Genomic DNA, 23,565 nt, shown 5'->3' with positions numbered 1-23,565 from the left:
GGAACCAAGAAAAAGTTTGTGCCTAAAAGAAGGGCCCTTACTTGCTTCAGAATGAAGTTATCAATCAAGGTATAAATAAACCCATTAGTTCAATAAACGATTCTTCCCAGACATTAGATGATACGTCTATAAAAATAGTAGTTAGTAAAGGTAGTGAAAATAAACTGGTCGATAAAGGTCTAGAATGTAGTCAAAATAGTATCAATACGAAGTTGAATTATCATGAAGAAGTCTCTAAACTTTGTGGTATTCAAAAACGCATCGTTAGATATTTTGTTAGTTGTTGTACGGTTAGAGGGAATCTGTTACAGGTCCAGTAACGATTGAAACTTTATCTAGTGTTACCAACACAACTAAAAAAACCTTGAGGAAAGTTGTACAAAGGATCATTGAAAAAGGTCTTATGGAACGGGTTGGTGGCAAAACTGGGAAAAGTGGTTTTTCTGTTTTTAGTTCGATAAGGCGTTCGTTAATGCTTTTAGGTTGCAATTAGATTTAGAAAGTAGTCAATCCTTTAAGAATACTTTTTCCTTAGTGAAAAAAACTGAATCTACAAAAACGTCCTTAAATGAAAATCATTCTTTACCCAAAGAATGGAAAATATAGATTGTAGAGATCTTGAAGAAATAGGATTTGGCCTTCCGCAAATTCGTCAAATTTATAGTAAAGGTACTAATACAGCAGACACCGTTCAAACTTCTATTGATCACTTTTCTTTTGCCCTTCAGAACAAATCTGGCACATTGAATAAGTATAAAAATAAGTTGGGAACGTTTATGTCTGTTTTACAAAAAGGTGGGGCTTGGGTTGAGCATGATTATATGTCTCCTCAAGAAATAGCACTTAAAAAGTTGGCTAAACAAAGAAAAGATAGGTTAGAAAGATTAAAAAATTTAGAGGAAGACTTTTTTTCTAATGCGTTTGAGTTATGGTCATCCGGTTTAACAGAAGCAGAAAAAAACGGAATAATTCCCGATCATGTTAAGAAAGCACTTTTTGCTAAGGATATACAAAAAATAATAGCTTTAAAAAGCTATTTCAAAGAACATTTCTGGAAGAGTAATATGCCAGATGAATTGAAAAAAATTAAAGAAGAAATGAATACGTTATAGTTCTTGATAAAATTGAGGCTATAGTAGCTAGTAATCTGGTTAAATGCTATAAAAACTGTCTACCTTTCAGTGTTCAAATTTAAGGGAACGGCATATAATGGAAAGCCTTCAATTCAGTACAAAGTACTACTCAAACCTGAGGCAAGAGGTATTATTCAAAGAATAAATCATGCAACTACATAGGGTCAGAGAACTAGAAAAAGAAAACGATAAGATCCTTTTTAAGGAAAAAATAAAAGTCTCTAGAATAGAAAGTAAAAAACAGTGAGAGTAGAAAAGAAGTATAGAAATCGCTAAGTTAATGCTCCAAGAAGATGAGTCAGTAGACAAGATCATGCGCTTCACTGGTTTATATAAATCTGATATACAACAGATTCTTTAATTTTTAACCCTGTTAATTTGTCTTAATGTATTGATCAAATGACTAAGAAGAGAAATAAGAGGAAAAATAAAAAAGAGGAACTAGATAAACCTCATGATTACGCTTTTAAAAATACTTTTTGTAATAAGGAAGCTATGCTAGATTTTCTAGCTGCTAATTTACCTTCCGATCTATTTATAACAATAGACCAAGAAAATTTAGAGTTGACGGATAAAAGCTTTGTTGATCCAGTAGGTAGAAGAGGAGAATCTGATTTAGTATTCAAAACCAATATAAATGGAAAGGAAGGGTACTTGTACACGATTTGCGAGCATCAATCTACTGAAGATTCGTATATGCCACTTAGGTTTCTAGAATATAACGTTCAGTTGTTGCGTCAGCATCTAAAAGAGAAAGGCAATGTTCCTTTACCGGTAATATTAAACATATGCATATACAATGGAAATAAGCCCTATAAAGGCTCAAATAGTCTACTATCTATGTTTTCAGATCCTGAATTAGCTAAATCGTGCATGTTTGATAAATTTTATCTTGTTGATCTCTATAGTACCTCTGAAGACGAACTGATTAGCTATAAAAAGGCTGCTTTTGCAGTGATGGTGCTCAAACAAGGCATTTATCGTTCGTTTAATCAATGGTTTGCTAATCATATCAATCTAATTGTAGATTTTTTAGAAAAAAACTATATTGTTTATGCTAATGTAGCTTTTTTGTATATGTTAAAGGTAGATGATGATCCAAATTTACTAGAAACCATTAAGAAATCTAACCCTAAATTAAATCAAATTGCCATGTCAGTAGCTGAAAGATTAAGACAAGAAGGAGAGGAAAAAGGAAGACAAGAAGGAACCCAAATAGGTGAAGAAAAGGGAAAACTAGAAAGCAACATAGAGATAGCTAAATCTATGCTTTTGCGTGGTTATCCTGTAGAAGACATTATCCTTCTTACCGGCCTGTCTCCTTCTCAGATTCACGACCTTGTATAGGCCTTTTCTATTAATTGTATCTTATACCTAAACGTTCCCATTCAATTCTTATACTCTAACTGAAATACTCCTACGTTTGGTCTTAACCCAATCAATTTATACATACTTAACTTTCTTAACTTTTTCTAACAATTTTTTATCTCACACTTCCTATAGCCCATCATATAGATTAGCTAGCTTATCTATCTATCTATCTATCTATCTATCTATAATCCTAGTTTTACTATTTTTTGTATGAGTCAATTTATCTGTTTTAATGTGTATGCTGTAAACAGATGTAGCCATGACTTCCTTATTTGGCCGTAAAGCATTTTTAAGACGTGTTTTTGTTACACAAAAACCCATCTTGCTCTCTTCGGTCGGTTGATATTACGGTTAAGTTTATTTAAATTATTATCGTATTAAGGTCTCTTTAGAATGGATATCTTGGTTCTAAATCCGTTTTGGGTATCCTGTTTTTTTAATGATTTCTATGTAAGGCATTCTGGTATATTTACTTATTTATTACTTGCCATGCGTCCCAAAAAGGTTACTCATAAAAGCTCCACCTTATCCATTCGGCTTTATCCAACAGAAAAAATAGCCATCAAGTTACTGGCCAAAAACTGTGGACTATCCCTGAGTGATTATTTACGTAAAATAGGTCTCAATCAAACCATCAAAAGCCGATTCACCCCAGAAGAACTATCCGTCTATCAAATGTTAGTAGACTATCGAAACCACTTTAGCCGCATCAGTAACCTTATTAAAGACCAATTAGACTTTAAAAAAGAAGTCCGATACATCATCGAAAAAATAGATCACCATCTCAACAAGATTAGCAAATGAACATCAAAAGCAGCTCCAATTTGAGCCAAAAGGTTTTAATAGAAGTATTGATTCAAGAAATAGAAAGCCTCAAACGAAGTAAGAAAGATTATGAAAAAATATTATCCATTACCACTGATCATCCCAATAGATTAGAGGCATTACATCATCAACCCATTCCCATAGATATAGGCCCCATGCAAAAAGAACATGCCAATATTCTTCATACCTTAAAACGTTTTATTACCATTCCAGTCTGGTTATGGGTTATATTGTCCATATCCGTTATCAGTCTATTCTTAAGCAGTTGGTATAATTACCATCAATATATTCTTCGATGCGAATTAGAAAAAGGATTTAAACACTACTATAATGCTTACCAAAAGTTATCCAAAACAGAAAAAAAATGATTTCCATAGGTAAAAGTATCAGTCACATCGGCGCCAGCATCGCCTATGCACAAAAAACCGAAAAAGGTATTCTGTTAGATAAAAATATTGTAACAGAAACTGCCTATGGTGTTTCCAAAGAGTTTAAACTATTTCAAGATATGAATAGTAGGTGTGAACGGAATTCCCTTTCTTTTGTTATTTCTCCAACTATAGAAGATGGTCGTCAACTATCCCATGAAAACTTAAAAACTATCAACCAATCTTTTTTAGACAAAATGGGCTTAAAAAACCATCAATACATCTCCTTTGTGCATTCTAATAAGGCACATAAGCATATTCACGTTTATGTAAACAGGATTAGTAAATCAGGAGAGGCTTATAAAGGCAATTACATCAGCAATCGTTCTTCTCGTGCTGCAGAAACTATTGCCTATGAGATGGATTTAACCTTAGCCAAAGATGTGCAGAATGATAAAACCAGAGATAAGCTTATGCAAAACTCTGCTATACACAATGTTAAAGAGCTTGCCAAGTCTGTATTAAAGGACCGTAGCATCCGTTCTGTAGATGCGTTTAGTAATTCTTTTAATACAGAAGGTGCCCGTTTTAATATTAGGACCGAAGCGTATCACAACAAACAAGGTGATTTTCAAGGTTTACGTTTTTATATCATGCAAGCAGGAAAAGAAGAACGATTCAAAGCCAGTGAAATAGACAGATCGTTATCTAAGCAAAATTTTATGAACATATTAAATAAACACAAATCCTTGGATCAATCTAAGGGTTTATCTATCTGATTTTCAAATCTTATATATTATGATAAAGTTTATTTTAAACATTTTTATTAGGATATTTCATCGTGATAGAAAAAAGATTTTGCTTTTTTTATCAATATTCATTGTTTTATGCTTCACTACTATATATGATGTGTTCGTCATATTTTATCTTAAAGGTAAACCAGTCTTTCGTTCATTAGACTTATGTAATAAGTGGATGTTATTGGCCATATTGTTAACGTTTATTTTATTTAATCGTCTCATTCCTGACACTTCTGATCTACCATCCGAGGATAAGCAGTTTTTGCAAAGCAGTACGCATCGTAAGTATAAAAAGCAACCATATCTTGATTGTTTTATATGGAAAGGACAAAAAAGAGGATTTATAGTATTGGATAGTCTATCTCAGGGTATATATATCGAAGGGTCTGCTGGTTCAGGAAAATCAAGTTCTGTTATGGAACCTATTATTTACCAAGCTGCTGATATGGGTTTTGCTGGATTTTTATATGATTTTAAAGGTAATCCACCAACTTTGTCTGCTCATATGTATCAGGAGCTTTTAAATAAACAAACTAAATTCGCTCATATTAATATTACCAATACGCATTTATCCCACCGTTGCAATCCCTTACATCCCAGTTATTTGCCTTTTAAGCTTTACGCTCAAGAATATGCAAGTGCCATACTTAAAAATTTAAATAAAGAATGGATGCACAAACAAGATTTTTGGTCAGATAATGCTATTGCATTTTTTAGTGCGATTATATGGTTTCTTAAAAAGCATCATGGTTCGTTATGTTCCTTACCACATGCCTTACTGGTTGCTATGAAGGATTACGAACAAAGTATTGCCTTACTATCTTTAGATAGGGAAACAAAAATCATGATAGAGCCTATTCATACTGCCTACAAGAATAATGCAGAAAAACAGCTAGCTGGTGTATTTTCTTCCTTGCAATTGCCATTTAATAAGATATATACCAAGGAAATCTTTTGGGTACTTTCTGGTCATTTGAGTGATCAAAATACCGTCGATTTAGATGTTAGCAATCCTGCGCATCCAACGATGTTGACTGTTGCTAATGATCCCAGGTTAAGCGACTCTTTATCTTCCATTATAGCCCTGATTGGTACGGTATGCATGAAACATATAAATCAACAGGGAAAGAATAAGTCTATATTCCTCTTAGATGAGGCTCCTACGTTATTTATTCCGGGTTTAGAGAATCTACCTGCTACAGCTAGGTCTAATAATGTATCGACCATTGTATGTGTGCAAGATTTCGAACAACTCAAAAACATGTATGGAAGCAGTAAGGCAGAAGTTATTAGAAATAATTTGGGCAACCAGTTCTTTGGTATGACCAGCAATTTAACAACCGGTTCCTACGTTTCTAAAATGGCAGGTTCTTATACAAATGTTAGGACTTCTATAAATATGTCGGACAAAGACGATACGGTTACTAAGTCACTAGGTAAGGAGTCCTACTTGACACCTAATTATATAGCTTCTCAGCCTCCAGGTCATTTTACCATAAAGGTGGCAGGTAATAAGCCTCAGTTTATAGCTACTCATCTTAATAATTCTAATTATCCAATAGTATCGATACCAAGTAAGTTTGATAGTGAACTAGGTAGAAAAATTGAAGATAATTGGGAGCGAATACACAATGAGGTAGATAGTATATTTAGTAAACAGGGGGTTAAAGTATAAAATGCTTTTTGCTTTAATGTTCGTGTAATCCTAATCGTGGAACACGATTAGGATTAGTAAACTAATGGGAAAGATAGGTAAACGTGGTAGTAATGAATATACTCTTGGTAAGTTTTTTCCCATTTTATTGGTTTATATGCCGTTAAAAAATGAATCAAAACAAAAGAATTCTAAGTTAATTAAAGTTTAAAAGTAAGATCAACGCAATCAGAAATTAAAATAAAAAAGTTTAACAAGATAAAATTATGCATAAGATAGATGCATTACCTATTGGCTATTCAGATGTTCAATCTGTGATTGAAACAGGCTACTACGTAGATAAAACACGATATGCACAAGAGTTAATAGAAAATAGAAATCCTGTATTTATAGCCCGGCCTAGGAGGTTTGGCAAGTCTTTGTTTATCGATACATTGGATACGATATGTAGAGGAGAGAAAGAAGTGTTTAAAGGGTACCACATAGGTAATCCAGAAAGCGGGTATGAGTGGAAAAAATATCCTATAATCAAAATAGATTTTTCAGGCATAAACCATAATCCGAACTGCTTGGAAAACAGTTTAAAAGATGAGTTAACCAGAATAGCTTTCTCGTATAGTGTAACTATTCAAACGAAAGATATACAAAGTGGATTAAAAGATTTAGTGGAAGCACTTTCCAAGCTCAATAACGGTTACGAATCTAATATCGTAGTCCTTATAGATGAGTATGATGCCCCAATGGTTAATTTAACAAAAGGTTCGGACTTAGAACAGGCCAATATTAAGGTTATGAAAGATTTCTTCATGACTTTAAAATCACTCAATAAACGTTTTAAGTTCACTTTTATTACTGGCGTAAGCAAATTCAGTTTATCGGACGTATTTTCAGGGGCTAATCATTTAAAAGATATTACCATTGATGCTTCTGCTGGTGCTATGTTTGGTTATACGCAGCAAGAAATCTTAACCATATTCGCAAAAAGATTGGAAGATATTGCTAAAAAATGTGGTACAAAAGAAGATAAAAAAATATCTACATCAGAAGTAATGAGGCGTATGGCTACTTATTACAATGGATATAAGTTTTATGAAGATGGAGCGAGTGTCTATAACCCTTGGTCTACGCTAAGATTTTTAGATTCTGGTAAACTAGAAGACTACTGGTATGAATCAGGTAGTCCAACTATGCTTATAAACCAAATGTTAGCAGATCCTGATAGATTTGAACTAAATGCATTACCGATTGATGCTTATAGATTTGAATTAATGTATACCGGTAGTAGAAATGAAATTAGTTTGAAAGCATTGATGTTTCAAACTGGATATTTAACGATAGATGGTTATGAACCATCTACAGGGGTTTATAAGCTTAAGTTTCCTAATCAAGAGGTAGAAAAGGCCTTTACGCAAACGGTTAAAGATGCCTTGGAACGGCGTGTTAAAGACTATTTTATATCAACCCAGGACCAAATAAAAAGCACTTTACAAGCCAAAGATATTGAGTCCTTTATTATCGCTATTAACATAGCCTTTTCCAGTATCCCTTACTACATAACCAGTAAAACAGAAAAAGATTATCATAGTAACCTTCATATGTTACTTTATGGTTTAAACTGTTTAGATGGTATTAACAGTCAGGTGGCTAGTGAGTCTCCTTCTAGTAAAGGTAGAGCAGACATAGTACTTACTATTGGTAGCATAGTTTATATCATAGAGATCAAGTATAAATCAAATGATAAAGTAGCCTTACAACAAATTAAAGAAAATAGGTATTATACCTCGTATTTATGGAAAGCTAAAGAGATTATCTTATTAGGTATTAACTTTGACCAAGCAACCAAATCTATAGATAGTTGGGCCTATGAAACAGTAAATAGAGAAGAGCTCAGAAAGCAGATGAACAAGTAAGATAAGTTTTATCTCTCGTAATGCGAGCGAATCTATCCAGTGCAATTGTTAACAGGTATACTGTATTCAGAAATTTTATAAAAACCTGAGCTAGGTATAAGAAAACAAGATTAGCTTACAATAATTTCAAATACCCAAGGAGAACTCTATTTAACATGTGGAAGTGTCAGTTTATGTCATTTGACATATAATAGATACATGTGATTTATTTATATATATGGTTACCAATAATATATATATTAATCATCTAGTTTGAACGTGTTGATCTACTATTTCAATTTCTATAAGTATGTGTCGAAGCATGTGACACATATACTTACACATCTAATTTTTAAGATTAATAATTATAATTGGTTATGAGATACTTTATTTTATAATCGTGTGGTAAGGTGGTAAGATATAATGGCCAAGATTTCTAATCTTACCACACATCTTACCACAATTTTTTAAAACACATATGTGTTGATAATCAGAATTATATATATAAAGTATATGGTAATGTGGTAAGATGGTAAGATAATATTATATATAGATATTAAGAAATACATACGTACACATACATATGTATGTGTATTTTTATGTGTAAATATTTACTAGTTTGTATAAACTCATTAAAATCTTACCATCTTACCACAGTTTTTATAAAACATTGATTTTCAAATTAATATTTTATAAAAACTGATTTTTTATTCTTACCACAAAGTTACCCATACTTACCTCAAGTTACCACATCCTGTTTTTTGGTATGTAAGTATATTTTTAATTGTATACGTATTTGTTTTGATTAGTATATTATTTATATATTTGTGTATATATTTATGAAGTTATATGATACGTATTTAATACTATTAGTATTTTTGCCTGTATTTTGCGGTTGAGGTTGATATGTAATCATGTTACCATGAAATTTTTTGATAACAATTAGAATAAGATGAATACAATGAAATGTTTGAGGGATTTTAAAGAACATGCTGCTTCTCCTTTTTTGGAAAAGCATGTAAAAGAATTTGATATTCCGACTGTAATGTTGAACCTATCTAAGTCTTCTCAAAAATTTATCAAGTACATGTTAAATAGAAACTTGTTCAGCGAGGAAAAGATGTTAATAGATATAGATGATTTTTTAAGTGTATCGGGCTATAAGACCAAAACATCTGTATTTAGAATTCTTAAAGAATTATGTCAAAAAGATATATTAGCTAGAACCAAATACAGATGTATATACTGGGTTAATAGTGGACTTATTGATAAATCTTTGGATAAGTAAGTATGCGTAATTCTATTAGAATGAGCTTTTGTGATATTAACTCAATCTTAATTTCAGATCAAGTATTTCTATACGTGTGTGGTAGGAAATGTAAGGGTAATAAATAAAAATAGCCTCCCAAAGAAGGCTAATTCTTATTTTTAATAAATGAGGCTTGAAGGACCTATTTTAAATGTAAGAATTATTCTATTTGGTAACAAAATTCAAAGTATGTTAACAAAAGAACAAGTTCTAGAAAAAGCAGGTGGAGAAGAAAATCTTATACGCCACTTAGTTCCTACATTTAACCCAAATTTACGAAAAAAGAACCATAAGTCTATATTTTCAGTAAAAGACTCTAGACCAAGTATGTCTATTTATAAAGATAAAGGCATATGGAAGTTTAAGTCTTTTAATACCGGACATCAGGGTGATGTATTCCGTATGTGGGCAGATTACTATGGTTTAGATTGTAAAGCGCAGTTTAAAGAGCTTTTACAGCTGATTAATCAGGAAATGTTATTGGGATTAGAAAACGATTCTATCCAAGATTTGAGTTCTTTCAAACCTATTATTTCTAAAGATTCAACAGATATAGGAGAGAATCGAGGATCTCTACCTTCTCAAATACTTCATATTGAATATATGCCTTATGGTAATAGTGATATTTCTCGTTTGCATTTAGAATACTGGACTCAGTACAATATTTCTAAGCCTGTTCTAGAAAGGTTTCATGTTAAACAGGTTGGTTTTCTATCTTATACGAGTAATTCAAATCGTTTTTTGTCTTTTAAGTACAGAGAAAAAAATCAAATTGCTTCTGCATATGATATTTCTGGTAGGATAAAGGTTTATGTTCCTGAAATTAGTTCATCTTTTTCTTCCGATCTATTTTTTAAAGGACAAAGGAAATCTTTTAGTTACAAGAATCAAACGAAAGATGATGTATTTGGGTTGTCGCAATTGGATGAGGGTACTTTAGATTATGTTTTATTAACTGCTGGAGAAAAGGATTGCATGAGTGCTTATGCTCATGGGTTTAGAAATGTTATTTCTTTACAGTCAGAGCATCAAATTCTGAGTGCTTCGTTATTAGAAGAATTGAGAAAGAGAACTTCTGTTATTTTGAGTTGTTATGATAATGATGTTGCTGGGATTAATGCATCTAAACGCTTAGAAACTTCTTTTTGTATTGTTTCTATACCATTACCTGTAGATATAAAAGATCTGGCAGAGTATTTTCGTAGTTATTCATCTGATGATTTTCAGTTACTTTTAGACGTAGCTATAAAAAAAGCTATGCTCTTACCTTTGCAGAAGTCTTTTGGTACGAAAAGTACTAGGGTAAGTAATAGTATACGTAGTAAAGTAGAACACTATTTAAGTGGAAAGTTTGATTTTCGCTTAAATGTTGTTACACAGCAGTGTGAGATTTTAGTTAAAAGTAAGTGTGATATATGGGAAAAAGTGAATGTAAGTGAGCTTCGTGGACATTTAGATCGTCATGGTATATCTTGTTCCTTAGATGTTATTAAATGCATACTTCGATCGTTTTTTGTTAAACAATTTCATCCTATTCAGTGTTATTTTTTGTCATTTGAAGGAAGTGAGATAAGTGGTAATATAGATTATATTTTAGAGTTATCGAGCTATGTTAAGCTGAAAAATAGAGATACTAGTCATGCTAAGTACTGGTACACGCATCTTAAGAAATGGATGATTAGGGCTGTTCGTGCAGTATTTGAAAGAGATGGTATTAATAAACATGCTTTAATATTATGTTCTCCTAAGGAGAATATAGGTAAAAGTTATTTCTGTGAGTTTTTATGTCCTCTTTCTTTAATAAGCTATTAGGGGTCTCCTTGGATATGGGAAATTATTGTACGTTAAGGCTGTTTTTGTATTTTTCTATGTTAGCCGGTCGTAGAGGTCGGAACTTACTTAATGTTTTTTTACGCTTTCTTGTTCAGATATAATCTCCTGTCAAATTGATATGCTCCCATCCTAATGGAGATAGATGTGATAACAATTGATCATTGATTTTTATTCCCTGTTTTTTCAGAGAGTCTACAGCTCTTTCGATGTAGACCGTGTTCCATAGCGTGATGGCAGCTGTGAGCAGTGTTAGTCCACTGGCACGGTAGCTCTGATTTTCCAGGTTTCTGTCCCTGATTTCCCCCAACCTGTGCATAAATACCGCACGGGCAAGGGCATTACGGGCTTCTCCTTTATTAAGCCCTTTTTGTACACGTCGACGCAATGCTGGATCTCGAAACCAGTTCAGCATGAATAATGTTCTTTCTATTCTCCCGATTTCTCTGAGAGCTTTTGCCAGACCGTTCTGTTTTGGATAACTGGCCAACTTCTTGAGCATTAGGGATGCAGTAACTGTCCCCTGGCTGATCGAGGTGGCTAGACGAAGCACGTCAGCCCAGTTTGATTTGATATCTTTCAGATTCAGGCTGTTCGAAGATATAATAGACTGAAGTCCAGGGTATTGTTGGGCTTTTCCTTGAATAAAAAGTCGTTTGTCATGTAGATCTCGAATTCTTGGGCAGAATTCAAAACCAAGTAGGTGCATCATGGCAAATACATGATCGGTGAAACCAGATGTATCGGTATAGTGTTCCCGGATTTCTAGATCACTTTCGTGATACAGCAAGCCATCGAGTACATGAGTTGAATCCCTTACCCGGCTGATAACCCTGGTATAAAATGGACTGTATTGATCAGAGATATTCGTATAAAACTGAATACCAGGATCCTGTCCATATTTAGGATTGACTTGTCCAGCGTAGCGTCCAAGGCTTCCGACTCTGAAGTTCTGACCGTCTGAAGACGATGTAGTACCGTCACCCCAGTATATCGCCATAGGTTGCTTTCCCTGCGCATTAACTAATTCAGCAAGAGCAGCTGAATACGTTTCATCTCGTATATACCACGCCTGAATACTTTCCAGTGAAGATCTAGTAACTCCAGGACAGGCCTCTACCATTTTACCTAGCCCAAGGTTAATTCCATCAGCCAGGATAGTGGTTAGGAGGAGCCGAGTATCAGGGCGGATGACCTCATTTTTGAGATGAGAAAAATGGTCAGTAAACGCTGTCCAGTCGTTTACTTCATCCAGTATCTCTGTAATTTTAGGATGAGGTAACATACTATAAACCAGGGCTGTCAGCGGTGAAACCTCTGCAGGAACACTATTATCCAATGGCGTGACCTTTACTCTTTTATTAGATATTTCAACATTAGGTAAATCACCTATAAGGGCCATTTTGTTTACCTCTTCGAGTCGTGATTTCAATAATGTTAGGCGACTTCCAATATATTGACTGTAATCAAAAGGGACAGAAAGTGGTAACTGATGATTCTGAATCAACTTATTAAACTCCTTTTTAGGAATGAGGTAATCGTCAAAATTTTTATATCGGCGAGAACCTTTTACCCAGATATCCCCTGAACGAAGCGCGTCTTTCAGTTCGTTAAGAGCGAAAAATTCATAGTACTGTCGATTTATTCCGGTGGGTGCAATAACCACTTTCCTCCAGTTTTCAGGAATAAAATCCAACGGTTCCATTGGTGGGACCTTTCGTAACTGTTTATGATACATTTCTCTGATGACTGTCAGAGCCTCGGCTAGTGACTGTGCAGCTGGCGTGGCATTCAGTTCCAACGCAGACAACATTCTTGGAGCGTATTTACGTAACGTACTATATTTCTCAATAATAATATGCAGTGGATCAAAATTACTTTTTTTGGTCAAAAAACGGGTTTCTTCTAGACTTATAATAAATTTTTGCCATGGCATAACATGTTCAATAGCAGTCCATGGATCTTCTCCGGATTCACGGGCTTCAGTTAATGCTTGACCAATAGCAATATACTGGTACAGTTTAGACTGGATAAGTTTACCTGTTTGCTGGAGTCGCTCCGCCTGAGTCCTTTTAGCCCGGCTGAACATACTGTTCAAGATACGCTCATGCAAATCGATGATCTCATCTGTAAGTGTAGCTCTGGCTTCTTCAATCACACATATTAGAATAGCGTATCGTCTGCTTGATGAGAACTTAGTCAAATCTCGGCTGCTCATATTCCGACCCTCACGGGCCAGTTTCAGTAACCGATTCTGATGAACTAAACGTCCGATCCCTACCGGTAAGTCTATTGCCATGATCGTATTCAAGCGTTCAATGTGCTGTAATACATTTTTTCCGTTAATTTTACCAGGAGGTTGAAGAATCCAAGATAGACGTGAAAGATGATTATTTAATGCAATCAGAAGGCTGTCTAGATTGACCTTATACTCTGATATAAGTTGAGCATTCAGTTCCGAGAATACTATTTTATCACCAGCAGCCATGGCCTTTGAGCACGTTCGCTCCAGTACATCAATAGTGGGAATAATCACGCAATTCCGCTGCATATACTTTAGAAGTTCTTGTGCAAGAAGAATACCCTTGTCAGTGCGTTTTGCAAGTGGAATTAAATACGAAATGCAATCATTTTGAATCTGTTTTGTAAATTTTTTAGTCCTAGATAGTGGTATAGTTCTATTAAATGTTCCCTGCGAGTGGTGTCTCGTCCTGATGCATAATCTTTCCAAAGTTCATTTGATAAATTAAGTCTGCTAGCGATATGCTTGAGTAAAAAATCGGAAAGTAGTGATTTTTTATCTGGGATCATCCCTATGTTCTTCAGGTAACAAAGCAAGACAGAAAAACCGAACCTATTGGCTGGCTTGCGGTGCGTATTAATATTTGTCTCCTAGGCATATAGTTTGCATTGATAATTATTTTGTAGATTAATTTTCGTTTAAATTTTTATCGCATAATGGTACACCTCAATGAAATATCTTAAAAATTATTAAATTGAATCAATGAAATAACCTATATGCAATAGATTCAATGACATAACCTAAATACGATAAATTCGTTAGAATATGTTCATCAGAGCTTATTTGAGAGCTTCAACAGAAGATCAGTTTGCAGATCGAGCAAAAGAAATGCTCGAGCAGTTTGTTCAGGAGAGAGGACACAAAATCGCTAGCTACTACCGAGAAAATATCAGCGGAACAAAACTGGAAAGACCAGAACTGGGACGATTACTAATGGATAGTCACCGAAATGATATTCTACTAGTAGAACAAATAGATCGGCTGACCAGACTTAGTAACAGTGACTGGCTAACACTCAAAAAGCAGATTGAACATCATGAATTGAGAATTGTAAGTCTGGACATCCCAACTTCATGGCAGGTTTTGTCTGACAAAGAACCATCACAAAATGATCCAGTAACTCGTGCTGTGATTTCTGCCATCAATAATATGCTCATGGATCTAATGGCCGCAATGTCGTATAAGGATTGGTTGAGCCGTCAGCAACGGCAAAAACAGGGAATCGAAAGAGCACGTCAAGAGGGTAAATATCGTGGAAAACAGGCTGATCATGAGCGTCACCAGAAGGTAATATATTATCGAAGTGTTAAAAAACTAAGCATTCAAGATACCGCACAAGCTACCGGGTACAGCGCTTCGCAGGTATGTCGTATTCAGAAATTGTACTTTGTAAACAATGAAAAAAGCGATGCTAAGCACTTTTAATAAATTGCTGGAAAGTGGGAAAAGTAATGTCTGAAACATGTTGCTAATCAGGTAAATTTATACAATAACCTGGAAGAAAAAGAAGAACATCTTTAGTACAGAAAACAGCCTTAACGTACAATAATTTCCTATATCCAAGGAGACCCCTATTACAATGGTAACCCTATTATTAGTAATGAGAAAGATGCCCAAAAATATTTAATTCGCAATTTTATTATTAATCTAGATGAGTTGCATCATTTTCGTTGTAATGCTCATGTTATTAAAGCATGGCTATCACAGCGTTATGTAAACATTCGTTTGCCTTATCAAGAGGATGAAATAACCGACCCTAGAATTGCATCTTTTGTTGGTAGCACCAATGATGTGGCTTTTTTACATTCAGATTTAGGTCATAGTAGATGGATCTGTTTTGAGATAGATGGGACAAGATATTTGGATGACCATGCTAGATCTATATTAGAAAATGCTTGGCATCAGGCTTATAATCTATATAAGCTGGATAGTAAAGGTGGGGAGTTAACTAGAGAAGAATTGGTAGAGGTTTTAGACCATTCGGATCATTTTACAACTAAAACGACAGAATCGGAGCTAATTTCTCAATATCTTGCGCCTTCTACTAAAGGGGAAGGATCGTTTATGACTACAACTTGTATTCTTAAGTTTCTTCAAGAAAATATTGGTACTTCTGTTCGTTTGAATACTAAGTTGGTAGGTAGTGCGTTAAGGGAATTGGGGTTTGATAGGGTAAAGCAGAGAACGCATAGGGGGTCTCTATATGGGTATTTTGTTGAGTTTATTAATTCGTAGAGATTAGGGTCTGTCCACTTAAGTGTCAACTATATAATTTATAATTTTTTTAGGCCTTGAAACAGTTTATTGAACATTTCCACGATTTTTGCATAAGATCCTTAACACTATTAATGCGATAAGTATTTGAATGAAATTCAACTTTTTAATACTCTTCCTGGCAATATCTGTTCGTTAAAATAAGATCACCATACTGATTACGAACTAAATCATAAGTCGAATAAGCAGCTAATACAGACTTACCAGAAAAAGAAATACCGCATTCAACTACTGATTGTACATGAGGATATTGTAGTACTTCAGTATGGTAAGATTGACATTGTATTTGTTGTAAAGCAAGTTTAGCTGAACTTTCCAGTTCTTCTTCTTTACGAACATGCTTAAATTCTAACAATAGCGCATCGGAACCTGCTTCTTTTGGAATCAATAGCACATCATAACGCCCCAATCCACTTTCTCTGTTGGAACGTATATAGTATCTGTCACCAATGCCAGCCAGCATGGCTAAGATAAAACCGTGGTAGAAGCTTTCACCTTGCTTAGCGGAAGTAGTATCAAAAAAACTAGCACTCTGTAAAAGGTAAGCACCTAAATCTCGTGTAAATTCATTTACTTTACCAACTAGCAGATGATTTAAAAAGGTATCATACTTAGAATGACTAGGAAATTTAGAAATCAACCATTCTTCAAAGAATCGATTGTAGAGGGTAGTTACTTCTTGATTAGGAATAGCTAATGTACAATCATAAAGACCGTTTCTTGTATTAAATACAGCATCTACCGTCTTTAAATAGCCAGCAAATAAGAGTAAACTCCATAAAGCATTTTCGCTAGTACCTAATAAATCAAATGAAAGATGCTTATCGATAGATACAGGCAAGGCTTCTCTTTGCATTAGTCGTTCGAATTGTCCTTTAATGCTATCATTAGAGTCAAGAATCAGTTGTTTGATTAAATCATTATTTCCTGTGTTAACCCAATAAACATCAAAACAACCTGATCTATTAATACAAGAAATAATAGACCATGGATTGTACATAACCAAGTTCCCTACCTTATAACCATTGTACCAATTTCTTACTGCTTCCATGCAAGTTCCAAGATCATTTGCTTTAAATAAAAATGAAACTTCATCTTCACTAAAACCAAAGTGGCTACTATATTCTTTATCCAGTATGGTGTAGGTTTCTAGATTATTCAACCCAGATAACATACTATCCTTTGAAACACGCAATATGCCAGTTAAAACACCTTTTTCTAGTGTAGTATTGTCTTTTAAGGCAGCACTAAATAGGTTACGCATAAATGCTACCATAGCTTCCAAGTATGATTTATTACCATAAGCTTTATTGAGTGGTGTATCGTATTCATCTATTAGAATATAAACCTTTTTACCATGGTGTTGGTAGAGGCATTTACTAAGAAGTTCTAGGGAAGATTCTAATTGTTGTTGATTAGCTTGTCTCTTACGAATAACATATAATTGTTCTGACTGTAGTTCATTAACTTTTTCGCTTTTGAATAAATAAGCATATTCACTATAAACCTTTAAGATCAATGCATAAACCGCATTGTAAGACCCTTGAAAATCATCTGCATTGACATCCTTAAAACTGATCATAATGACAGGGTACTTTCCTTGATGTTCCCTAACGTACCTACCAACTTCTAACTTGCCAATGGCTAAATCATCAAATAAACCAGATGTAGTGACCTCATTAACCTCTGAGGAAAAAAAATGTTGCAGCATAGACATATTGAGTGTCTTTCCCCAACGACGAGGACGAGTAATTAAGGTAACTTTATCTCCTTTTTTCAGGAAATCAGCAATCATGTCTGTCTTATCACAAAAAAGATAATCCCCTTGTACTAACTCTTGAAAGTTACTAACGCCAATTGGTAATTTTTTCATGATTAGAAGCGTTAAGGTTTATAATGAGCTGAATGTTAAAACAATTGTTACAATTAGCTAATTCAGTTAGCAATATCAATCAATTATTCATTTCTTCTTTAATTTTTTTCAATTCATCTGGCATACTAACGGACCAGAGTTGTTTTTTAAAAGATTATATCTATATTCCTCACTCCCACTAACTAAATCTTCTTAACTATATAATAATCTACTAAAATAGCATATCTAATAGACGAAAGGAAAATAGATAAAATATTCTTGACAGGAATAATATATCCTTTATATTTAGCTACTTTAAAAAAATTTATAGTAATAAAAGTTCGCCACGGCGAACCTTTTATAACATATCAATAAACTTCTGTAACTCAGATTTCAACTTATCCTTTTCTAAATCGTTCATATTTTTTAACCCCTTATCTTGAACTTTAATATCATTACCTAAAAGAAAAAATTGCAAAATAGGAACTCTACTTTGATCACTACAACCAGATATAATAGGGGTTTCCTTGGATATAGGAAATTATTGTACGTTAAGGCTGTTTTCTGTACTAAAGATGTTCTTCTTTTTCTTCCAGGTTATTGTATAAATTTACCTGATTAGCAACATGTTTCAGACATTACTTTTCCCACTTTCCAGCAATTTATTAAAAGTGCTTAGCATCGCTTTTTTCATTGTTTACAAAGTACAATTTCTGAATACGACATACCTGCGAAGCGCTGTACCCGGTAGCTTGTGCGGTATCTTGAATGCTTAGTTTTTTAACACTTCGATAATATATTACCTTCTGGTGACGCTCATGATCAGCCTGTTTTCCACGATATTTACCCTCTTGACGTGCTCTTTCGATTCCCTGTTTTTGCCGTTGCTGACGGCTCAACCAATCCTTATACGACATTGCGGCCATTAGATCCATGAGCATATTATTGATGGCAGAAATCACAGCACGAGTTATTGGATCATTTTGTGATGGTTCTTTGTCAGACAAAACCTGCCATGAAGTTGGGATGTCCAGACTTACAATTCTCAATTCATGATATTCAATCTGCTTTTTGAGTGTTAGCCAGTCACTGTTACTAAGTCTGGTCAGCCGATCTATTTGTTCTACTAGTAGAATATCATTTCGGTGACTATCCATTAGTAATCGTCCCAGTTCTGGTCTTTCCAGTTTTGTTCCGCTGATATTTTCTCGGTAGTAGCTAGCGATTTTGTGTCCTCTCTCCTGAACAAACTGCTCGAGCATTTCTTTTGCTCGATCTGCAAACTGATCTTCTATTGAAGCTCTCAAATAAGCTCTGATGAACATATTCTAACGAATTTATCGTATTTAGGTTATGTCATTGAATCTATTGCATATAGGTTATTTCATTGATTCAATTTAATAATTTTTAAGATATTTCATTGAGGTATACCCTATTGCGAGTCGTTCAATACTATGAGAGAAAATATGTTTTTTGTAGTTTCTTAAAGTAATGTATTACAATACCTTGAATTTACTAATAAAAAACGTACCTAAAAGAATGCTGAAAATTTTATTTTCGGACGAATAGGAATGAATTAAAACTAAAAAAATAACTAACCGAATTTTTTTAGGTCTAATCCGATAAGAAAAGTATGTTTTTAAGTACTTTTTTCATATTCATCAAAAAACTTGTCCAAAAACTCTGAAAAATCTTTAGCAAAAGGTGTAAGATTACCAAAACTATCTACATAATATATATGACCTAAATTAGAACCTTCTGCCAAATTGATACAATATTGAGTATCTTTATGTTTAGCTATTAACCAAAAAGATTTTTCATTTCTTCCTCGTTTCTTAATAGAACGATGGAATAAAATTTGAGTTGATGTTATCGCATCAACTTTTTTGTCTATATTATTTTTTTTAATTTTATCACGAATATTAAGATCACATTTATATATATCGAAGGTTGTATTAGATATAGATCCATATTTATTTAAAAAATTCTTATAATCTTTTAATTCATCTAACCCAAAAATTTCATTCATACCTAGTTTTTTACGTGCCGAATCTAGGATAAGATCAGTTATAGCAAAGCCTAATTCAAGTCTATTTTTTTGTAAAAACTTATTTACTTTACCAAAAAGCAGATCGTCCTCTATAGGTTCTTCTTCTGAAGAAGATTCTTCTTGAGGTTTTGTAATATAAGCTTTATAATATTCAAATATCCTATCTAGAAAGTTTGAGAAGTTTTCAGAAAAATATTTAGGTATACTATCAAGTCCAATAGAATATATACATCCGTGATTCGAAAAGTCTATATAATATTTATTATGTTCATCTTCAGCTATTAACCAGATTGCTTTTTTTTCAAGTTTTTTAACTGTTTTGCTCACTCTGTTTTTAAATGCATTTTGAATTGATACCATCAAATTAATTTTTTTCTCTTTTTCATCAAATGATTTAGTAGGTCCACATATAAACAAGCCATTACCAAATATAGATCCGTATCTATTTAAAAAATCCTTATAATCTTTTAAGTTATCTGAATCGAAATTATATTCGTTCATATCTAGTTTTTCTAGTACTGAATTTATATCGTCATTATCTATACAAAATCCTTTTATAAGTTTGCCTAAATTTAATAGTTTTTCTAACTTAAGGTCAATATCACTTTTTTGATCCTCATAATACGTACCCTCATGTTTAGAGGTAGATTGTATACTCATTTTATCTTTTTCTGAATACATTTTATAATGTTGATCTGATAAACATCCTAAATGTATAAGACATATCAATAATAAAGCGTATGTATTCTTTTTATTTAACATAAAATTTAATTTATCAGATTTATTTATACGTGCGTAATCTATCTTCCTTGTTTGTAAGTTCATTAATAAACTCTACTGACGAGTCCTATTTAACCAGTAATTCCTGGATGTCCTTATTAAGTTCTCTATATTCACACGAATTAGATTATCTATAAACATAGTTTTTTCTGCATGAATAAATGATGGTAACTCAATCGTAATACTATTATCCCTAAATAAATGATCTATATCCACCGTATCGTTCATATATTGAGGAGCGCGTCCAGCTTCCGCAACAGCAAACTCAAAAATATTCAGGTTTCCTAAATTATTACCTGGAGGGAAATCATAAAAATTTAAGAAAATATCTTTTATCCTAAATTCTACCAAGTACCTCGCTGGTCTATCACGCCAAGGTCGTTTGTTTACTGGTATAGGCTCCCAAAGCAACATTCCATTTCCTGGAATTCTTCTAAAATCATCTACGAATTCATCTCTTTCTTGTGCATTTTGAAACAATCTACCAGGTTCTTTAAGTATAAGACAATTAAAAAATAAAAACATAAAGTGCCTTCTAACATGATCACTAGTTAGAATATTATCATTATTTGGAATCTGATCACCAAGAAATCCTATTTCTTCTAATTTTTCAAATTTACTTATTGTCTCTCTGTAAAAGCATCCATCCACATCATCAGCTAAATCTTGTTCTAATTCACCAATCGTAATAGTAGGATGTACACCCAACTTACCATTTTTTATAGAGTAACAAGAAGGTAAAAATAAAACTATATATAGTAGTAGTACCATACTTCTCGTTATAGAATTCATATTTTTTATTTGACTTAAAATTTTACTTTATGTTAATGGAATTTTTTATTATGAATTTATTCATTAAAAGCTAAAAACTTAGGGGATTATACAAAAAATTCGATAGATCTGCAAGTAATTTGTCTATATCTTTTCCGTTTCTCAGATTTCATTATCTGTTATTTAACATATATATTATATCTTTTGTTTATACCTAAAAGAACTGTGGATAGGAACCCCTCAGCCTTACTGGATGGCCAGAGCGAGAGCTAGCGGATATGTACCTAGACCAGTTGGGCGGCCTCCTAGATTATAGGCTCATAAAATTAACAGGAAATGAGTTTATAGATGAATTAATAATAATATTATAACTTTTATATCATGAATTCTATAAAAATTTACTCTATGTTTAACATAAATAATGTATGTGTTTTATTATCCATGTGTTTAACACATTTAGGGTGTATGTCACACTATCGCAATCAAATGGATGAAGGAAAAGGCGATGAGTTAGGTGTTCAATCTACTTCTAGAATGGAAGGTATATCTAGTGTATCTGATGTATCTGAAGGTGATAGTATACAGTTGGATGAAAAAGTAAAAAAATTCTTGGAAAAAGAAGATTTTGAAGTAGGGTTACCTATAACTAATATAGAAATAGCTTCTGTAAATTAAAGAATTAGGTAGGAGTGTAGATATGTTCCCAATTGATAGTATAAAGAGTATATATCATTTTTAAATAAATACGGATCTATAGATGGTGGAGGATTCGATGTACGTGGACCTGATATATATACTAGTGATAAAGTTAAGCGTATGTTATCAATCCAACGTGGATTTGAAAATCGTTGTAAAATGCATCAAATGAAGGCATCACAAATAAAATCATGTTGGCTGATAGCAGGAATAGATCAAGGTGACGAATATTACATCAATTTGTCTAAGACATAAGACAAATAAACATTATGTATATTCTATCAGCCCTGATGGAAGATCTAAAATTTTTTCCAAAGATTTTTTAGAGTTTTTAGATAAATTCTTTGAGGCTTATAATAGAAAAGATGAAGAAAAATCTTATGAAGAAGATCTTTATGAAAAAGAAGAAGATGTAGAGTCGGAAGAGTCCCATAGTATGTATGAAAAATGAGATCGTTTCTCTGCTCAGACCCCATCCAAAGATATGGGTTATACCTAAAAAAGAAACTTTATGGGAATTTTTTGTTTTAAGTGTTTGAGGGTAAATAAATATAAAACCTAAAATATATTTACACACTTAAAACAAAAGACCCAATACGAGTAATACATTCATTCCGTAATCTTAAGACCTATATTTGCAATGCGGGATAAGTTAACTTGCTTTTTTATAATTTTTTTTGAAAAATGCATAATCTCGTTTCTACGTGAGTAGATCTTAGAATATTTATGTTTTTATCAAAAATTATCATATCATGAAAAAGTATTTATTTGTTGTACCTCTTATTGCATCTTGTAGTGAGGTGGGGAAGTACAATGTGTTTCCTGAAGTAGAAGACCAAAGTAATGAAGAGCCAGTTGCTAGCAGTATAAAATTAGAATCTTTAAATAAAGATGGAAATTTCAAAGAAGATCCAGTTTTAGTATGTTTTGATGTTGATGGTACTATTCTTGATAAAAATGGTAATTTGATTGATCATGAAGAGCTAAAAAATTTAATAGATAATTTATCAAAAATTGGTAATAAAATTGCCATTACTACTCTTAGCGACATGTATGGTAAACCATTACTAAAAAAATAGGACTAAATGAAGATCAGATAAAAGATATACCTATAATGGCGTTCTGTAATCCGAAAGTAAGAGGGGGTGGTAATAAAGAAAGACATATACAACAAGCTATGGAGTTAACTAATGTAAAAGATATCAAGCGTGTTATACTAGTAGATGATGATGGAAACCAAATTATGAGAGCAAAATTTCTTGGTGCTACGGGATTCTCAGCAGGCTACAAAGGATTCTCTTGGTCTAAAGTACAAGAAGCAATAGATAAGCTAAATCAAAAATAGTCATTTAGTCGAGCACGTTGGCTCTTGCTCTTTAAAAAAAGAGTAGTCAATATTTAATCTTATATATACTATATTTTTGATTTATAACCATCAGTTTGGTATCTGTTCAGCAGAGTGGCCAATTTAAACAAAAGCGACCTGTGCAAAAAGTTGCGATCAGAAAGCATCCCTTATAGTTGAAACAGAAAAATAGCCCTAATTAAACGGATTCGAAGCCCGAGAAGCGGGCAAGTTCTGTTTTTCCAGCTCTAAGTTGTGCTTTCCGTCGATTTTTGAACAGCTCTTGATTTTTTTGCTGACTTTCTTATCAAGAAGA

The 23,565-nt window shown here is 33.2% G+C and carries 20 protein-coding genes and 1 pseudogene; 16 read left to right on the top strand and 5 right to left on the bottom strand.

Translation table 11 applies throughout. The features are described 5' to 3' along the window. Positions 1 to 41: 41 nt before the first annotated feature. From FPG78_RS06810 to FPG78_RS06765, 10 genes are all read left to right on the top strand, one after another. Complete coding sequence (locus FPG78_RS06810; RefSeq protein ID WP_144087219.1) at positions 42 to 320, top strand: hypothetical protein; 279 nt, start codon at positions 42 to 44, stop codon at positions 318 to 320. 273 nt (positions 321 to 593) lie between these two features. Beyond that, on the top strand, positions 594 to 1,112 hold the full coding sequence (locus tag FPG78_RS06805; RefSeq protein ID WP_144087218.1) for a hypothetical protein: 519 nt from the start codon (positions 594 to 596) through the stop codon (positions 1,110 to 1,112). A 420-nt stretch (positions 1,113 to 1,532) separates the two neighbouring features. Further along, positions 1,533 to 2,480, top strand: a complete 948-nt coding sequence (locus tag FPG78_RS06800; RefSeq protein WP_144087196.1) for an Rpn family recombination-promoting nuclease/putative transposase — start codon at positions 1,533 to 1,535, stop codon at positions 2,478 to 2,480. Between the two features lie 417 nt (positions 2,481 to 2,897). After that, on the top strand, positions 2,898 to 3,308 hold the full coding sequence (locus FPG78_RS06795) for a plasmid mobilization protein (RefSeq protein ID WP_144087217.1): 411 nt from the start codon (positions 2,898 to 2,900) through the stop codon (positions 3,306 to 3,308). After that, positions 3,305 to 3,697: a hypothetical protein gene (locus FPG78_RS06790; protein ID WP_144087216.1), complete on the top strand. Its 393-nt coding sequence runs from the start codon at positions 3,305 to 3,307 to the stop codon at positions 3,695 to 3,697. Before FPG78_RS06795 ends, FPG78_RS06790 begins: the two co-directional genes overlap by 4 nt. Further along, positions 3,694 to 4,476 carry a relaxase/mobilization nuclease domain-containing protein gene (locus FPG78_RS06785; RefSeq protein ID WP_144087192.1) on the top strand — a complete coding sequence of 261 codons (783 nt, stop codon included), beginning with the start codon at positions 3,694 to 3,696 and terminating at the stop codon, positions 4,474 to 4,476. Before FPG78_RS06790 ends, FPG78_RS06785 begins: the two co-directional genes overlap by 4 nt. Positions 4,477 to 4,606: 130 nt before the next feature. After that, complete coding sequence (locus FPG78_RS06780) at positions 4,607 to 6,172, top strand: type IV secretory system conjugative DNA transfer family protein (RefSeq protein ID WP_186292529.1); 1,566 nt, start codon at positions 4,607 to 4,609, stop codon at positions 6,170 to 6,172. 245 nt (positions 6,173 to 6,417) lie between these two features. Continuing rightward, positions 6,418 to 8,061: an AAA family ATPase gene (locus FPG78_RS06775; protein WP_144087214.1), complete on the top strand. Its 1,644-nt coding sequence runs from the start codon at positions 6,418 to 6,420 to the stop codon at positions 8,059 to 8,061. Between the two features lie 949 nt (positions 8,062 to 9,010). Next, positions 9,011 to 9,328 (top strand): hypothetical protein, encoded by a 318-nt coding sequence (locus FPG78_RS06770; RefSeq protein ID WP_144087213.1) that lies wholly within the window; start codon positions 9,011 to 9,013, stop codon positions 9,326 to 9,328. Positions 9,329 to 9,475: 147 nt separating this feature from the next. Beyond that, positions 9,476 to 11,161, top strand: coding sequence for a toprim domain-containing protein (locus tag FPG78_RS06765; RefSeq protein WP_223262093.1), 1,686 nt, complete (start codon positions 9,476 to 9,478; stop codon positions 11,159 to 11,161). Between the two features lie 22 nt (positions 11,162 to 11,183). Here the strand turns inward: FPG78_RS06765 and FPG78_RS06760 are convergent. Further along, a pseudogene (locus tag FPG78_RS06760) lies at positions 11,184 to 14,062 on the bottom strand (Tn3 family transposase). A 184-nt stretch (positions 14,063 to 14,246) separates the two neighbouring features. Here FPG78_RS06760 and FPG78_RS06755 point away from each other — a divergent pair. Then, positions 14,247 to 14,906, top strand: coding sequence for a recombinase family protein (locus tag FPG78_RS06755; protein WP_144086222.1), 660 nt, complete (start codon positions 14,247 to 14,249; stop codon positions 14,904 to 14,906). Between the two features lie 120 nt (positions 14,907 to 15,026). Further along, a complete protein-coding gene (locus tag FPG78_RS06750; protein WP_144087211.1) occupies positions 15,027 to 15,716 on the top strand; it encodes a VapE domain-containing protein in 690 nt (229 codons plus the stop codon). 145 nt (positions 15,717 to 15,861) lie between these two features. On the opposite strand, the gene FPG78_RS06745 is transcribed toward FPG78_RS06750, so the two are convergent. From FPG78_RS06745 to FPG78_RS06730, 4 genes are all read right to left on the bottom strand, one after another. Continuing rightward, positions 15,862 to 17,628: an AAA family ATPase gene (locus FPG78_RS06745; protein WP_144087210.1), complete on the bottom strand. Its 1,767-nt coding sequence runs from the start codon at positions 17,626 to 17,628 to the stop codon at positions 15,862 to 15,864. A 644-nt stretch (positions 17,629 to 18,272) separates the two neighbouring features. Continuing rightward, complete coding sequence (locus tag FPG78_RS06740; protein ID WP_144087209.1) at positions 18,273 to 18,932, bottom strand: recombinase family protein; 660 nt, start codon at positions 18,930 to 18,932, stop codon at positions 18,273 to 18,275. A 314-nt stretch (positions 18,933 to 19,246) separates the two neighbouring features. Next, positions 19,247 to 20,482: an SMI1/KNR4 family protein gene (locus tag FPG78_RS06735; RefSeq protein WP_144087208.1), complete on the bottom strand. Its 1,236-nt coding sequence runs from the start codon at positions 20,480 to 20,482 to the stop codon at positions 19,247 to 19,249. A gap of 9 nt (positions 20,483 to 20,491) precedes the next feature. Continuing rightward, a complete protein-coding gene (locus tag FPG78_RS06730; RefSeq protein ID WP_144087207.1) occupies positions 20,492 to 21,208 on the bottom strand; it encodes a hypothetical protein in 717 nt (238 codons plus the stop codon). A 465-nt stretch (positions 21,209 to 21,673) separates the two neighbouring features. On the opposite strand from FPG78_RS06730, the gene FPG78_RS06725 reads away from it, so the two are divergent. From FPG78_RS06725 to FPG78_RS06710, 4 genes are all read left to right on the top strand, one after another. Continuing rightward, positions 21,674 to 21,883, top strand: coding sequence for a hypothetical protein (locus FPG78_RS06725; protein WP_144087206.1), 210 nt, complete (start codon positions 21,674 to 21,676; stop codon positions 21,881 to 21,883). A gap of 241 nt (positions 21,884 to 22,124) precedes the next feature. After that, positions 22,125 to 22,355 (top strand): hypothetical protein, encoded by a 231-nt coding sequence (locus tag FPG78_RS06720; protein ID WP_144087205.1) that lies wholly within the window; start codon positions 22,125 to 22,127, stop codon positions 22,353 to 22,355. A gap of 301 nt (positions 22,356 to 22,656) precedes the next feature. After that, positions 22,657 to 22,983 carry an HAD family hydrolase gene (locus FPG78_RS06715; RefSeq protein ID WP_144087204.1) on the top strand — a complete coding sequence of 109 codons (327 nt, stop codon included), beginning with the start codon at positions 22,657 to 22,659 and terminating at the stop codon, positions 22,981 to 22,983. A gap of 35 nt (positions 22,984 to 23,018) precedes the next feature. Then, the gene (locus FPG78_RS06710; RefSeq protein WP_144087203.1) at positions 23,019 to 23,249 is read left to right on the top strand and encodes a hypothetical protein; all 231 of its coding nucleotides are present in this window, start codon (positions 23,019 to 23,021) and stop codon (positions 23,247 to 23,249) included. The last annotated feature ends 316 nt before the right edge of the window (positions 23,250 to 23,565 follow it).

The organism is Cardinium endosymbiont of Dermatophagoides farinae, assembly GCF_007559345.1.
GTDB lineage: Bacteria > Bacteroidota > Bacteroidia > Cytophagales > Amoebophilaceae > Cardinium.
This window is presented reverse-complemented; position numbering and strand designations above follow the sequence as displayed.